Source organism: Syntrophorhabdus sp. (assembly GCA_012719415.1).
Taxonomy (GTDB): Bacteria; Desulfobacterota; Syntrophorhabdia; order Syntrophorhabdales; family Syntrophorhabdaceae; genus Delta-02.
Genome location: JAAYAK010000051.1, coordinates 1 through 14,742 on the forward strand (window position 1 = coordinate 1; position 14,742 = coordinate 14,742).

A 14,742-nucleotide genomic window follows, 5' to 3' on the forward strand; every position below is an offset into this window, starting at 1 on the left:
CAGGGGTCACAGCGGTTGATATTTGCCGGCTAACCCTCTATAATGGTGTTCTGGAAAACAGCGTGGATTACACACTGAAAATAGGCGGCGAGGCAGGTCAGGGAATCCAGACGGTGGGTGACGCCCTCGCGAAGGCGCTTTCCCGGCTGGGATACCATGTATTCACGAACCAGGACTACGAGTCGCGCATCCGCGGGGGGCACAACTTCTACCAGATACGCGTGAGCGACCGGCCCATCCGTGCGCCCCGCAGGTCTATCGATGTCCTGGTCGCCTTTGACGGAGCGTCGGTCACACTTCACCAGAGAGAACTCATGGAACAGGGTATCATTGTCTACGATCCTTTCCAGTTGAAGGAGAACTTCAGCGGGCCTCAGTTCCTGGACATTCCCTTTGTGAAGCTCGCGACCGATTCGGGGGCGAAAGCGATCGTGGCCAACACGGTGGCCACGGGGGCCATCCTCGGGATGCTGGGTTTTCCCATCGACCCGCTCTTCGACATCATCACGGGGCTCTTGAAGAGAAAGGACGACGAGACGCGGGAACAGAACAGGCGAGCCGCCATGGCCGGCTATAAGTACGCCGCGAGAAACTGCGGGCGCTGTGCCTTCACCCTCGATTCCCCGGGTGCCCCGAAGATGCTTATAGGCGGGAACGATGCCATCGGCTTCGGCGCCCTGGCAGCGGACTGCAGGTTCTACAGCGCCTATCCCATGACGCCCTCCACGGGGATAATGCTCTTCCTGAGCTCAAAGGCAAAGGAATACGGCATTATCGTGGAACAGGCGGAAGACGAGATAGCCGCCATCAACATGGCACTGGGAGCTTCCTTTGCCGGGGTCAGGTCCATGACGGGGACATCGGGGGGCGGCTTCGCTCTCATGACCGAGGGTCTTTCCCTCGCCGCGATGACGGAGACCCCCATCGTCATAGCCCTTGCCCAGAGACCGGGACCCGCTACGGGATTGCCCACGAAGACGGAGCAGGCTGACCTCCTCTTTGCCCTCAACGCCGGCCACGGCGAGTTTCCCCGCGTCATATTCGCCCCCGGCGACCCCGCGCAGGCCGTGTCCCTGACGGCAAAGGCCTTCGATCTTTCCCAGAAGTACCAGATCCCTGTCTTCGTGATGACCGATCAATACCTCGCCGACACACAATGGACGATGGACGGCCTTCCCCTCGACGATCTTCCCATGCGCGACTGGCGGGCCGCCTCCGGAGAGGTCGACGGTTTCGACGAATACAGGAGGCACGCCTTCACCCCCACGGGGGTGTCGCCATTCGCGATACCGGGAAAGACGAGGCATGTCGTCGTCACCGACAGCGACGAGCACAGCGAGGCAGGACACATCATCGAGGACGGAGAGACCCGGAAGAGGATGGTGGAGAAAAGGCTCTTCCTCAAGATGGACAGCATCAGGAAAGAGATCTCACCTCCCCTGTTCCTGGGTTCGGAGCAGCCGGAGACCGTTCTTGTGTCCTGGGGGTCCACGTACGGAGTGGTCAGGGAAGTGGTGGAGGCCATGCCGGAGAAGAAGATGGCGATGCTCCATTTCAGCGAGGTCTTTCCTCTTCCCGGCCTCGGGGCCTTCGATTACCTGGAAGTGCTCAAGAAAGCCAGGAGGACAGTCTCCGTAGAACTGAACGCCACGGGACAGTTCGCCCGGTTACTGAGGGACGAGACAGGTTACTCCGTCACGGACAGGGTCTTGAGGTACGACGGCAGGCCCTTCCTGGTGGAGGAACTGATGGAGGAACTCTGATGGAAGGTCGCGACAGGTACCTGGGGGAGATCCCGGCGTGGTGTCCCGGTTGCGGGAACTTTTCCATCCTGAATGCCTTCACGGCGGCGCTTGAGGCCGAAGGCGTCGAGCCAGGCCGGTTCTGCATCGTCTCAGGCATAGGCCAGGCGGGGAAATTTCCCCATTATGTGAGGTGCAACACCTTCAACGGGCTGCATGGAAGGGCGCTTCCCGTTGCGACGGGTATCAAGCTTGCCAACCACGGGTTGCTCGTCGTGGCCGTCGGCGGTGACGGTGACATGTACGGCGAGGGAGGCAACCATCTTCTCCATGCCATGAGACGCAATGTTGGCGTAAAGGTCTTTGTCCATGACAACCAGATCTACGGGCTCACAAAGGGCCAGGCCTCGCCGACGAGCATGGAGGGGATGGTGACCAAGAACCAGCCCTTCGGCGTTCTTTCGGAGCAGCTCAACCCCATGGCCATGGCGGTGGCGATGGACTGCGGTTTTGTGGCGAGGGGATACGCGGGAGACCGCGAGCATCTCACGTCGCTTATCCGTTCGGCCTTTGCTCACGAGGGGTTATCGCTCGTCGACATACTCCAGCCCTGCGTTTCCCTGAACAAGGTCAACACCTGGGAGTGGTACGGGAAAAGGGTTTACCGGATCGGGGAGGACCACGATCCCCGCGACCGGGTCAGGGCCTTCGAAAAAGCGCTGGAGTGGGGTGACAGGATACCCATCGGCGTGATATACAGGAATGATCGACCCTCTTTCGAGAAGAGAGTCCCCGTCATAAGCGGCGGACCCCTCGTGGACGGGTCGGGCAGATGGCAGGAATTGAAGGAAAAGCTGCCGGGGTCTCTCAGGGATTTCCATTGAAGCAAACACATCGGGAACCGAAAGGAGGACGGAATGAATCTCAAGGCCATTCAGAAGCTCTGCTACGGTGTCTACATCATCAGTTCGAAGAAAGATGGCAAGTTCAACGGGCAGATAGCCAACACTGCCTTCCAGATCACGTCGGAACCGCCGACGCTGGCGGTCAGCATCAATAAGCAGAACCTGACCCATGACTACATAGTTTCGAGCAGGGTATTCACGGTATCGATCCTCTCCAAGTTTGCCCCCATGACGCTCATCGGCAGGTTCGGTTTCAAATCCGGCAGGGACATCGACAAGTTCGCGGACACCGGTCACAGGACAGGAACGACGGGCGCCCCCATCGTGCTTGACAACGCCGTGGGTTACCTGGAGTGTGAGGTCCTGAGCATGACCGATGTCGGAACTCATACGGTGTTCATCGGGAAGGTGATCGACTGCGATGTCCTCGGCGACGCCGAACCGATGACCTATGCGTACTACCATACCGTCAAGGGTGGAAAGTCGCCGAAGACCGCCCCCACATATGTGAAGGAAGACTCCCGACCGGCGGGGCCGGTGGACACCGGGAAATATGTCTGCAACGCTTGCGGGTGGGTCTACGATCCCGCCGAAGGTGTTCCCCAGATAGGCATTGCCCCGGGTACTCGTTTCGAGGACCTTCCCGAGACATTCACCTGTCCTATCTGCAACGTGGCGAAGAGCGAATTCTCAAAGGTATAGCGGGGAGTGCACATGACGAACATATTACGGGAGACGAACTTCGAAGCACTGGGGGCACCGAGGAAGGGCAAGGTCCGGGACATATACGATCTTGGCGATCAGTTGCTCATCGTGGCCACCGACAGGCTTTCGGCCTTTGACGTCGTTCTTCCCACGGGCATCGAGGACAAAGGGAAGGTCTTGACGAAACTCTCTCTTTTCTGGTTTCGGCAGGTGGAGGATATCATCCCAAATCATATCATAGAGACGGATGCGGACCGGTATCCGACAGCCCTCAGGAGATATGCCGACGCTCTCAGGGACAGGAGCATGCTTGTGAAGAAGGCGAAGGTCCTGCCCGTGGAATGTGTGGTCAGGGGTTACCTGGCAGGTTCCGGCTGGAGCGAGTACAGGAAGTCTGGAACCGTGTGCGGCATCAGGCTTCCGGATGGCCTCAGGGAGTCCTCCAAGCTCGAAAAGCCGGTCTTCACTCCGTCGACGAAGGCGGACGAAGGGCACGACCTCAACATCTCCTTCGAAGAGGCGGTGAAGATCATAGGCGACGACTACGCCGGAAAGGTGCGGGACACGAGCATCGCCATTTATGAGAAGGCGCGGGCCATAGGCGAGAAGCGGGGTATCATAGTTGCCGATACCAAGTTCGAATTCGGCGTTATCGAGGGCAATGTCGTGCTCGTCGACGAGGTCCTCACGCCCGATTCGTCCCGCTTCTGGTCGCTGAAGGACTACGCTCCCGGCAAGTCCCAGGACAGCTACGACAAGCAGATAGTCAGGGACTACCTGAACACCCTCGACTGGCCCAAGACCTACCCCGGCCCGGAGCTCCCGCCGGAAGTGGCGAAGAAAACGTCGGAGAGATACAAGGAGATATACACGATCCTGACGGGGGAGAAACTCTAAAGACATTATCTCACGCCCGTTCGTCGCGTTCGCTCCTCTCTCAAGCTCACAGAGGTCGCAAAGAGAGGAGATAAGAGAGAAAAGATTGCCGCCGGATCTCGGAGCCTACCAAAATCCGGCGGCCTTCTCGTCCCGCCGTCCCGGCGGGAGAGAAAGAAATAGTCTTTTTTTTCTTATCCTGAAAAAATCATTCCCCCTTATCTCCCCCCTGTAGTCATAGTCCTATATGTCTTATAGGTCCTATAACCATCCTCCAACCCCCATACTACCGCACCCCCTCAATCTCCCAGCCCCCCACTCGAAACCAAAACCCTTCTTTTCCCTCCCGTCGCAGACGGGATGCAAAGCCGGCCGGATTTTGGGAGGCTTCGAAATCCGGCCGAATCTTTTCTCTGCGTCCTCTGCGGTCTTGAGCGAAGCGGGCGAGAGGCAAGTCTTTCGCCTTCCCTATCTCACCAGGTTCGACAGCACCATCACCGTGCCGTAGGGGAAAAGCATGAGCAGGAGAATGGCTATGATGTAGGACGGGATGTAGTAGAAGCTGCCCCTGAAGACCGTTGCCAGGGGTATGTCCTTTGCCATTCCGGCCACCACGTAGCAGCACAGGCCCACGGGGGGCATGATGGCTCCCATGGTGGTGACTATCGTGATGACCTGGCCGAACCAAATGGGGTCGTATCCCATCTCCATGACGATAGGATAGAAGATGGGCAGGGAGACGAGGAGGAAAGCAAGGGCATCCATAACGCAGCCGCCAATGATGTAACACAGGACGATGATCCAGAAGAGGGCCCAGCCGGGCAAGGTGAGGGTGGATATCCACGAGGCCGCCTCGAAGGGCAGGCGTGTGACGGCCAGGAACCTCCCGAAGATGACGGCGCCCGCGACGATGATGAAGACCATGGCGGATATGCGCAGGGTGTCCGTGACGGAGGCAACGAAGCCTTTCCAGGACAGCTTGCGGCGTATGACGCACAGTATGAGTCCCAGAGCGCAGCTGGCGGCAGCGGCCTCCGTGGCTGTGACGCAACCCGTGAACAGGGCGAACATGATGATCCCGAAGAGGAGCGAGATCTCAATGAGGTCGGGAAGGGCCCCGAAGCGTTCCCGCCATGTGCTTTTCGGGCCTTTGGGGCCCCACTCGGGGTGGCGCCAGCAGATATAGAAGACGGTGGCGGCGATGAGGACAGTCAGGATGACGCTGGGTATGACGTTGCCGAAGAAAAGCTTCCCTATGGACTGCCCGGTGTAGAGCCCGTAGATGACGAGGACGATGCTCGGCGGGATGAGAACACCAAGGGTCGCCCCGGCGGCGACCGCCCCCGCATTGAGTTCGGGCCGGTAGTTGTACTTTTTCATCTCCGGTATGGCGACGGTGCTCATGGTGGCGGCGGTGGCGGAATTGGAACCGCTGATGGCGGAGAAGATCGCGCATGCCATGATGGTGGTTATCGCAAGCCCGCCGCGGTAGTGGCCGAACCACCTGTAGGTGGCGTTGTAGAGGCTGTTGTTGTAGCCTCCCCAGTGCGCGAACTCCCCAACAAGGATGAACATGGGGATGACCGTCAGGCCGTAACTGGAGAAGATGTTCCACATGTCGGCACCGATCATGCCGAGCGCCGCCTTGAGGGAGGTGATGTATACCACCCCCGCGAATCCCACGATGGCCATAGTGAAGGCGGCCGGGATCCTGAGAAGGAAGAGGACGGCGAACATGACGACGATGCCGATGACTCCGACGATGGGGCCTTCCATGCTAGTTCCCCTCCCTGTTCACAAAGAGTCCCGCGAGGTCTACGAAGAGAGTCAGGGCAAGGACCGCGAAACCGAAGGAGACGGCGAAGACGAAGGGGTGGAAGGCGATCTTCAGGGTCTCCGAAAGCTCGCCTGATTCCATGATCTTCATGCCGTATTCGTAGATCTGCCAGGAGACAAGAGAGAAGAAGGCGCCGCTGATCACGCAATTGGCCCCTTCCAGCATCCTTTGGAGCCCTTTCGGGAACCGTTCCGTCAGTATCTCGACGATTATGTTACCTTTTTTCTTCTCCGTGTAACCGAGCGCGAAGGCTATGACAACGGCTCCCAGGAACGAAACGACCTCGTAGGCTCCCCGGCAAGGGGCATGGACCATCCTGAGCACCACATTCGCCGTCGCGACCGTCATGAGCGCAAGGACGGCGAAACCCCCCAGGACCATAAGAAACCCATTGAGAGCAACATTGACCCTATCCAGATACCTCATTCAGACCTCCTAATTCCTATGACCTATGACCCGTGTCACCTGTACTTTTTCTCATACTTCTGCTTCAGCGCGTAGACGTCTTTCATGATTTCCCCGCCGGGGAGGCCCTGCGATGTTACCCTCCTGACATAGTCGTCGATCATCGGTTTTGTGAGACGGGCTATGTCGCTCTGATCGGCCGCGGAGAGGCGGGTGACCTGGTGGCTGTATCGCTTTTTCGACCATTCAAGGGCTTCCTTCACGTGGTCATCCACATATGCCCCCGTCCATTCGGCCTGCTCCCGGGCAAGGTCGTCGATGGTTTTCTTCACGTCTCCGGGAAGGGAATCCCATCTGTCCTTGTTCATCACGACGGCGAAGGACACGACGAAGAGGTTCGCCTCTGTCGCGTAAGGAAGATATGCGGCGAAGTTGAAGTCCTTCAGGATCTCCATGGAGGAGACGTTGCCCTTGACGATCCCCTTCTGTATGGCCTCGGGGGCCTCGGACTGGGGCATGCCGATGGGTATGGCCCCGATCCGCTTGAGGACATCCGTGCCCGTGCCCGAGGTCCTCAGTTCCATCCCCTTGAGTTCCTTTAGGGAACGCACGGGCATCTTCGTCATTATGTCCGCGGGAGGACAGGTGAAAACGGTGATGAGCTTCACCTTCGCAAATTCCTTCGGTTGATGCTTTTGGATGAGATCGAAGAGGGCCATGCTTGCCGCGCGTGCGTTTCTGAAACCGACAGGGAGGTCGATGGCCTCGGAGAGCGGGAACCTTCCCGGCTGGTAGCTCATCGCGAAATTCCCGATATCGGCCATGCCCGCCGCCACCCCGTCAAAGATGTTCTTTGCCGGCAGGAGAGTACCTCCGGGAAAGGTCTGGACCTTCACCTTGCCGCCCGTTCGCTTTTCGACCTCCCTTGCCCATCTTTCCATCTGGATGCAGGGGAAGGTGGACGCGGGCGGGAAATTGGCGTACTTGAGGACGATCGACGCGGTGTGCCCCGGGGTACACGCCACAAACACCGCGGCGGCGATAAGGATCACTGCAATGAACGGCGAAGCAATCTTATTTCTTCTCATGGAACGGCCTCCTTTTTGGATCGATGTCGTCATCTCAGAAAGAAAAAGGCCATGGGGTATCGAAAACCCATGGCCTTAGAACACGAAGGCCATGGACGGCGTGAAACCGTCCATGGCCGAACATTTACGGTCTCACACCTGTTATGTCCGCCACCACCAAGCCCAATTTGAACTGATCATGAAGTGCTCCGTCCTTTCTGACATGGCCTGTTTGTAACACACAGGCGCGGAGTGTGTCAAGAGAATCCTTGGCGGGGATGCGACTTACAGACGGGCGCTGCGCGTCATGACCTCAGCTGTTCTGTAAGCCTCGATGAGGCTCACGGGATCCGCAATGCCCCTGCCAGCTATGTCGAAACCGGTGCCGTGGCCGGGCGATGTCCTTACGAAGGGCAGCCCCAGCGTGATATTGACGGTGTGTCTGAAATCGGTGGTCTTCACCGGTATGAGGCCCTGGTCATGGTACATCGCGATGTACGCGTCGCAGTCGATGCGATGGAAAACCGAGTCGCCGGGGTAGGGTCCCGTCACGTCCATGCCTGTCTCCCGGGCCCGGAGTATGGCCCGTGAAACGCGCTCCTCTTCATCTCCTATGATACCCGCTTCGCCTGCATGGGGGTTAAGACCACAGACCTTGATGACGGGGTGTCCCATCGAGAAGTTCTCCCGAAGAGAACGGCCGGTGATGGCGATGGTCCGGAAGACCCTTTCTTCGGTTATCCGGGCCGGTACGTCCTTGAGGGGGATATGGATGGTCACGAGACTCACCCGCATCCTGGGGTTTGCGAGCATCATCACGTAACTGTCCACCCCGGCCGCGTGGGCAAGCAACTCCGTGTGACCCGGGAAGGGGACCCCTGCGAGATGCAAAGAGGCCTTGCTTATGGGGCAGGTAACGATGGCTGACGCCTCGCCGGTGAAGATGAGTTTCAACGCCTCACGGATGTATCGATAGGAAGCCTCGCCGCACCGGCTGTCCGAGACACCGGGTCCCACGGTGTCCATGAAGCCGAGGTCGAGGAATTCGACATCTCCCCCGGAGCCCTGCCCGAGATCCTTGAAGGGAGGCAGCGGCAGGGAGGACGGTCCGGCCCGAAGCGCCTCAATAACCTTCATGTCGCCGACGATGACGGGGATACTCCTGCCCATGAGGCGGGGAAGCGCCTTGAGTATGATCTCGCCGCCTATTCCGGCGGGGTCGCCCATGGTGACGGCGATGCGGTTCATGAAACTAGATCTTGATCTCGATGTAGGAGGTCTTTTTCAGCTTGTCCATGTAGTCGCGGTAGCGTTTGTTCGATTCCTCCATGACCATGCGGTCGTTGACGATCTTCTTGACATCTTCGTAAGGGAGGACCTCGGCTCGTTTCACCTCGATGAGCTTGAGTATGTGCAGGCCGTACTGTGTTGGGATAACCTGCGTGAACGATCCCGGCTGGACGTTGTTCAGACCATCCCTCAGGGTGGGCATGAGGTCGCCTCTTTTGACAAAGCCGATGTCGCCTCCCTGCCTGGCAGAGGGGTCGTCGGAGAGGCCGCGCGCCACGTCCTCGAAGGGTGTTCCGGAGGTGAGTTGAGTATAGGCCTTTTCAGCACGGTCCCGGATGTCCGGATGTTGTCCGGAGATGAATATCTGCTGAATATGGTACTCCTCTTCCCGGAACAGGTCCTGGTGGCTCTCGTAGTAGCCTTTCAGGCGCGCCTCGGTCACGACTACCTCCGTGGAGACGACGCGCATGAGAAGCCTCGTCCTCAGGATGTTCAGCTTGATACCCTCCTTGAACTGCTCGTAGGTGACGTTGTCCTTCCTGAGCTGTTCTCTGAGTTCGGCGTCGGTGATGAGGTTCTGTTTCTTGATACCCTCTATGAAGTCCAACACTTCAGCGTCCACCACAACGATCCCCATCTTTTTGGTCTGTTGCTTGATAAGGACGCCTTCCACGTAAGCATCGAGCCTGTCCTTCATCTGGAGGTTCCGGAAGTATTCATCGATGGAAGTGAATTTCGTTCGTTTCTCGATCTTTACGAATGCCTCGAAATCCTTCAGGGTGATGATGTCGTCATTGACGATGGCGATGACCCTGTCTATGACCTCGGCATGTGTGCAAACGCCTGCAAAGGTCATGATGGTTGCGGCAATGATGAATGTAATTATGAGTTTCATTTGCTTTGTGGTACCGTCTCCTTCGTTGGCGGGGTTGCGGGCGCAGTCTTTGTCCCCGCTGGCTTGGCTGATGGGGCATCCTTCGCTTCAGGTTTCGTGTCTTTCGCTTCCGGTTTCGCGTCCTTTGTTTCGGGTTTTGCAGAACCGGCGGGAGCCTGGTCCTTCAAAAGGTCCTCGTTGATGGTGATCTTCGCATTCTTCTTCAGTTCTTCGATGTACTTGTCGAGCACTTCCTTCTGTTTCTCCTGCATGAGCTGCTGCTTGATAAAATCCTTCACCTCCGCGAAAGGAACATACGCGGGCGGTTTGATCCCTTCGAGCCGTATTATGTGATACCCGAACTGGGTTTTGACGACCCCGCTCGTCTGACCCACCTTCGTGAGTTTGAATGCCGCCCCCTCGTATTCAGGCAGGAGAGTGCCCTTGGGATGGAAGCCGACCTCGCCGCCCGTCACCTTGGCGTTGGGATCGATGGAATACTTCTTTGCGAGGTCCGCGAAGTCCTCACCGGCCTGAAGCCTTTCCTTCACCTGTCTCGCTTCTTCCTCGGATTTCACGAGAATGTGCCGTGTATTGATCTCCGTGTCTTTCCGGAACTTCTCCTTGTTGGTATCGTAATACTTCTGGAGACCCTCCTCGGTGATGTTCGCTCCCGCGGCAAGTTTCTTCTTCAGGAGCGATTCTATGATGAGCTGTTCCCTGATCTCCGCCAGCTTGTTCTCGAATTCCTTGTCCTTTTCGATGCTGGCCTTCTGGGCCTCCGCAAGAAGGAGTCTCTTCGTGATCAGCCTGTCGAGGTAGGCCTTCTTGCCGCTCTCTGAGGCGACCATCATCTTCATGTTCATCGGTATCTTGTCGAGTTCCTTGTTGAACTCGGTCATGGTGAGCTTGTCGTTGTTTATCGTGACGAGAACCTTACTATCATCCTTCTTGTCGCATGCAAAGAGACATAGCGCCAAACACAGGCAGATCACCGCATTCTTCATTCCCCACCTCTTCAACCCTTCTCGATTTTCCAGCATATATCAACCTCTATCGCCGATCGCTCCCGACCGGAACGACCCGACGCGCACGACGGCGATCAATTAGCCTGTAACGAACTCTTATATCACAGCGGCGCGATCTCCATCAATATATTTCTTATGAAATTCATGAGTTCGCCCTCATGGAGAGTGGAACGGATGATAATGCGTCCGTCGGGAAGGAGCTTGATCGCTCTGCCGCTGTCCGTGGCGAGGGCGAGAAGTTTTTTCATGTCGAGGGGCGTCCGTTCCGTAACATGGAGAATCACCTGTCTGTCACTCTTCTCCACCTTGCGGATCCTCAGGCGCACAAGGAGAGACTTCAGCGAAATGACCTCCAGAAGGTTGACAAGCGAGGAGGGGAGGGCGCCGTACCGGTCCTTCAACTCGTTCTCCATTTCCCTCAGCTCGTCCTCATCGCGGACACGGGAAAGTCGTTTATACGCGAGGAGCTTCTGGGTGGCGTCCTGGATGTACACGTCGGGTATGTAGGCGTTCACGGGGATATTGATCTCCGCGCCGATCTCTTCCTCGGGAACGTCACCCTTGTTCCTGAGTCTCGTCATGGTCTCTTCGAGCATGTCGCAGTAGAGCTCGAAACCGATGAGGTTGACGTTGCCCGATTGTTCCTTGCCGACCAGGTTTCCCGCACCCCGTATCTCCAGGTCGTAGTTCGCTATCTGGAAGCCCGAACCGAGGTCCGTGAGCTCTTCGAGGATCTTGAGCCTCAGGCGGGCGTCTCGCGTCAATTTTTCCTCGTCGGGAACAAGGAGGAACGCGTAGGCCTGGCGGGTACTCCGTCCGACCCTGCCCCTGAGCTGGTAGAGGTCGGCAAGGCCCATCCTGTGGGCGTTGTTGATGAAGATGGTGTTGACATTGGATATGTCCAGCCCCGATTCGATTATGTTCGTCGACAGGAGCACGTCGTAGCGCTTCTCTATGAAGTCCACCATTATCTTTTCGAGCCGGCTTCCGCTCATCTGCCCGTGTGCCACGGCTATCCGCGCCTCGGGCACGATCCTCGCCAGGTGCTCGTGGACGACGCCTATGTTATGAACGAAGTTATGGACGAAGAAGACCTGCCCGGACCTCTCGAGCTCGTTGCGTATGCCACGCGCCACGACGGCGTCGTTGAACTTCACCACCGTGGTCCTCACCGCGTGGCGGTCGAGCGGCGGCGTGTCGATGACGCTGAGGTCCCTTATCCCCGAGGTCGCCATATAGAGGGTCCGCGGGATGGGCGTGGCGCTCAAGGTCAGAACGTCCACCGTCTTCTTGATGGTCTTGAGCCTCTCCTTGTGTCTCACTCCGAAACGGTGTTCCTCGTCGATGATGAGAAGCCCGAGGTCACGGAACGAAACGTCCTTTTGCAGGAGCCTGTGGGTGCCGATGATGATGTCCACCTGTCCTTTTTCCAGAAGCCGGGCCGTTTCGGCCTGTTGCTCCTTCGTCCGGAAGCGCGACAGCATCCCGAGGACGATGGGATAATCGGAGAGGCGGTCACTGAAGGTTTTGAAGTGCTGTTGGGCGAGAACGGTGGTGGGTACAAGGACGGCCACCTGTTTTCCGTCGAGGACGGCCTTGAAGGCCGCTCGAAGGGCCACCTCGGTCTTACCGAAGCCGACATCGCCGCAGACGAGCCTGTCCATGGGTCTCGTGCTTCTCAGGTCTGCCAGGACGTCGTTTATGGCATTGACCTGACCCTCCGTCTCCTCGTATTCGAAGCGGGATTCCATCTCTCTGAAAAGCTCATCTTCGGGCGGGTAGCTGTGGCCCTCCGACATCTGCCGTGCCGCGTAGATCTCGAGGAGCTCGCCGGCGATGTCCTCGATCTGCTTGCGGACCCGCTTCTTCGTATTGAGCCAGTACCTCGAGCCCAACCGGTCCACCTTGGGCTTGAACTTCTCGCTGCCGATGAACTTCTGCACCAGGTGCAGGTCGTCGACGGGGACGTAGAGCTTGTCCCCCCCCAGGTACTCGATGAGGAGAAAGTCTTTCGTGAACCCGTTGACGGTCAGGGGAACGATGCCGTTGTAGACGCCTATCCCGTGGTCCACGTGGACGACGAGCTCGCCTTCCGTGAGGTCCTTGAAGGAGGCAAGGAATTCGTCCCGGCTGCCGAACTGTCTCTTGACGACCCTTTTCTTGGGTCCCGCTATGTCGTCCTCCGTGAGGAGGACGATGTCGTCGGTCCTGAAGCCGCGGCGTATAGGTCCTTCGATGATGCCCCATTCTCTCATCCGTCTCCGGTAGGATATGCGGGGGAGGATGGGCAGTACGAGGCCATAGCTCTCGAATATCTCCTGGAGCCTCTTTGCCTGGTGCGCCGTGTTGGCAAAGAGATAGACGTAAGGATAGTGGGACCATTCCCCTTCAAGCTTCTCCCGGAGTATATGGAATATCTGTGTCTTGTGGAGGAGAAAGAGCTGCCGAAGGTCATCGTTGGAGGCGGCCCTGAGTGTCCTTTGCCTCTCATCGGGACCGACGATGCCGGAAAGGTCTATCTGTTCCGCCTCTCCGAGAAGCCGTGCCCAACTCTCCTTTATGTCCGTGTCGGCGGCGTGAAGGGCCTCACTGATCGAGGAATCTCCCGGGTGGACAAGAGTGAGGGGGGCGCCAAGATAGTCTATTATGGTCGATGACCCGCTCTCGTCCCTTGCAGAGATGGACGTTATGTCGCAACGGGGAAGCTCTTTCTCGGACCTCTGGGAAAGAGGGTTGAAATGTCTCAGGGAGAGTATCTGATCCCCTATGAACTCGCACCTTACCGGTCTGTCCGAGGTGGGGGGAAAGAAATCGATGATGCTGCCCCGTTTCGCCCACTGCCCACCCTCACGGACGAGGGGCGTCAGTTCGTAACCCTTCCTGTCGAGGTCGTCATGGATGTTCTCGGGAAAAACGGTGTCGCCGACCTTCAGGGTCGTGATGTCCTCGGAAACCCTTTCCGGGGGAGGCAGGGCGTGGGTAAGGGAAGAGATGGGGAAGAGCCCGATGAAGCTCTCATCGGTGGCGAGACGATAGAGAAAACCGCTGCGCCTGAGATCGTCGTCTTCCTCAAAGACGCGGTCCTGATAAGGCGGGAAGAGGGCCACCTCCCTGTTCCCGTAGTACGCCATCTCTTCCCGGACAAGGTCCGCGGAGTCGTCATCCTCGTAGAGGAAAAGCGTTCTCTTCTTCCTCTGTGCCACGAGAAAAGAGACAAAGGACCCCGCTCTGCCCGTTACATACAGACAGCCTTCGTGCGCATCATCGGTCTTGACGTTCTGGGAATCGGTCACGGAGGGATGCACCGGATAGTTGTTTCTTAAGGATCGGGCAATATCACTATGTTCCTGTCGTATTCCCGCAACACGAGCCCGGGGAAGCCCCGGGGGGAGGTCATCTTCTCCGGCGGCAGTTCACGGGTTCTCTCGGGGCCCATGTTGTAAGCGCGCAGGGCCGTGGTGACACAATAGAAACGGTGGACAAGCTCCGAAAGGAAATGGATCCCTATCCTGATATTGTTCCCGGGGTCGTCGATGGTGCGGTTTCCCTTCCACTCGATCCCCATGTCGGAAGCCATATACTTTGCCAAAGACGGCTTGACCTGAAGCAAGCCCCGCGCTCCCATCTCGGAGACGGCGTCATGGCGGAAATTGGACTCGACCTTCATCAATGCGAGAACAAGCCTGTAGTCTATCCCGTATTTTTTCGATGCTTCCCAGACGGTGCGGGAGATAGCCCGCAGGTCCTTCTCGTTCAGGTTCGCGTTGGCGTTCCTGAGGTGAAGGACTATCTGCTCCCGTATGTGCTGCTGTTTCTGGAAAGAGGAATACACAGCCGTCACGGGTATGGCGAAGCATAGGACCACAATGGTAAGGAACGCTCCGAATCTTACCCAGTACCAGTTTGTCATGCATATTTCATACACCAGTTGTTCCGGCGATGTCAACCTGCGCCCCTTGCACGTTAACACGGGGGACAGTCAGTGGTGCGCGGGCCGCGCCACGCGATATGCC

Annotated in this window: 12 protein-coding genes; 4 read left to right on the top strand and 8 right to left on the bottom strand. The window is 57.8% G+C overall.

The window, feature by feature from the left end:
- The first annotated feature begins 62 nt into the window (after window positions 1–62).
- Genes GXX82_03220 through GXX82_03235 form a run of 4 tightly spaced genes read left to right on the top strand, consistent with a single transcriptional unit; the run spans window position 63 to window position 4,249 of the window.
- Window positions 63–1,763, top strand: coding sequence for a 2-oxoacid:acceptor oxidoreductase subunit alpha (locus tag GXX82_03220; protein ID NLT22037.1), 1,701 nt, complete (start codon window positions 63–65; stop codon window positions 1,761–1,763).
- Window positions 1,763–2,626: a 2-oxoacid:ferredoxin oxidoreductase subunit beta gene (locus GXX82_03225; protein ID NLT22038.1), complete on the top strand. Its 864-nt coding sequence runs from the start codon at window positions 1,763–1,765 to the stop codon at window positions 2,624–2,626. The genes GXX82_03220 and GXX82_03225 overlap by 1 nt, the downstream gene beginning before the upstream one ends.
- A gap of 33 nt (window positions 2,627–2,659) precedes the next feature.
- Window positions 2,660–3,349: a High molecular weight rubredoxin gene (locus GXX82_03230; protein ID NLT22039.1), complete on the top strand. Its 690-nt coding sequence runs from the start codon at window positions 2,660–2,662 to the stop codon at window positions 3,347–3,349.
- Window positions 3,350–3,361: 12 nt separating this feature from the next.
- Window positions 3,362–4,249 carry a phosphoribosylaminoimidazolesuccinocarboxamide synthase gene (locus GXX82_03235; protein NLT22040.1) on the top strand — a complete coding sequence of 296 codons (888 nt, stop codon included), beginning with the start codon at window positions 3,362–3,364 and terminating at the stop codon, window positions 4,247–4,249.
- Window positions 4,250–4,696: 447 nt separating this feature from the next.
- Here GXX82_03235 and GXX82_03240 read toward each other — a convergent pair whose 3' ends face one another.
- The 8 genes from GXX82_03240 to GXX82_03275 all read right to left on the bottom strand — a co-directional run bounded on the left by GXX82_03240 (window position 4,697) and on the right by GXX82_03275 (window position 14,639).
- Entirely contained in the window at window positions 4,697–6,004 is a 1,308-nt protein-coding gene (locus GXX82_03240) for a TRAP transporter large permease (protein ID NLT22041.1), read from the bottom strand.
- A 1-nt stretch (window position 6,005) separates the two neighbouring features.
- On the bottom strand, window positions 6,006–6,491 hold the full coding sequence (locus tag GXX82_03245) for a TRAP transporter small permease (GenBank protein NLT22042.1): 486 nt from the start codon (window positions 6,489–6,491) through the stop codon (window positions 6,006–6,008).
- 35 nt (window positions 6,492–6,526) lie between these two features.
- The gene (locus GXX82_03250; protein NLT22043.1) at window positions 6,527–7,558 is read right to left on the bottom strand and encodes a TRAP transporter substrate-binding protein; all 1,032 of its coding nucleotides are present in this window, start codon (window positions 7,556–7,558) and stop codon (window positions 6,527–6,529) included.
- Window positions 7,559–7,822: 264 nt separating this feature from the next.
- Window positions 7,823–8,785 (bottom strand): 4-hydroxythreonine-4-phosphate dehydrogenase PdxA, encoded by a 963-nt coding sequence (pdxA, locus tag GXX82_03255; protein ID NLT22044.1) that lies wholly within the window; start codon window positions 8,783–8,785, stop codon window positions 7,823–7,825.
- Between the two features lie 4 nt (window positions 8,786–8,789).
- Window positions 8,790–9,722: a hypothetical protein gene (locus tag GXX82_03260; GenBank protein ID NLT22045.1), complete on the bottom strand. Its 933-nt coding sequence runs from the start codon at window positions 9,720–9,722 to the stop codon at window positions 8,790–8,792.
- On the bottom strand, window positions 9,719–10,708 hold the full coding sequence (locus GXX82_03265; GenBank protein NLT22046.1) for a peptidylprolyl isomerase: 990 nt from the start codon (window positions 10,706–10,708) through the stop codon (window positions 9,719–9,721). Before GXX82_03265 ends, GXX82_03260 begins: the two co-directional genes overlap by 4 nt.
- A gap of 122 nt (window positions 10,709–10,830) precedes the next feature.
- Window positions 10,831–14,022, bottom strand: a complete 3,192-nt coding sequence (gene mfd / locus GXX82_03270; GenBank protein ID NLT22047.1) for a transcription-repair coupling factor — start codon at window positions 14,020–14,022, stop codon at window positions 10,831–10,833.
- 26 nt (window positions 14,023–14,048) lie between these two features.
- A complete protein-coding gene (locus GXX82_03275) occupies window positions 14,049–14,639 on the bottom strand; it encodes a lytic transglycosylase domain-containing protein (GenBank protein ID NLT22048.1) in 591 nt (196 codons plus the stop codon).
- Window positions 14,640–14,742 lie beyond the last annotated feature (103 nt).

What these genes read in the sequence shown, in the direction of transcription:
- GXX82_03230 (NLT22039.1), top strand. Translation starts at nt 2,660, where the DNA reads ATGAATCTCAAGGCCATTCAGAAGCTCTGCTACGGTGTCTACATCATC.
- GXX82_03225 (NLT22038.1), top strand. Translation starts at nt 1,763, where the DNA reads ATGGAAGGTCGCGACAGGTACCTGGGGGAGATCCCGGCGTGGTGTCCC.
- GXX82_03240 (NLT22041.1), bottom strand. Translation starts at nt 6,004, where the DNA reads ATGGAAGGCCCCATCGTCGGAGTCATCGGCATCGTCGTCATGTTCGCC.
- GXX82_03245 (NLT22042.1), bottom strand. Translation starts at nt 6,491, where the DNA reads ATGAGGTATCTGGATAGGGTCAATGTTGCTCTCAATGGGTTTCTTATG.
- GXX82_03235 (NLT22040.1), top strand. Translation starts at nt 3,362, where the DNA reads ATGACGAACATATTACGGGAGACGAACTTCGAAGCACTGGGGGCACCG.
- GXX82_03265 (NLT22046.1), bottom strand. Translation starts at nt 10,708, where the DNA reads ATGAAGAATGCGGTGATCTGCCTGTGTTTGGCGCTATGTCTCTTTGCA.
- GXX82_03260 (NLT22045.1), bottom strand. Translation starts at nt 9,722, where the DNA reads ATGAAACTCATAATTACATTCATCATTGCCGCAACCATCATGACCTTT.
- GXX82_03275 (NLT22048.1), bottom strand. Translation starts at nt 14,639, where the DNA reads ATGACAAACTGGTACTGGGTAAGATTCGGAGCGTTCCTTACCATTGTG.
- pdxA (NLT22044.1), bottom strand. Translation starts at nt 8,785, where the DNA reads ATGAACCGCATCGCCGTCACCATGGGCGACCCCGCCGGAATAGGCGGC.
- GXX82_03250 (NLT22043.1), bottom strand. Translation starts at nt 7,558, where the DNA reads ATGAGAAGAAATAAGATTGCTTCGCCGTTCATTGCAGTGATCCTTATC.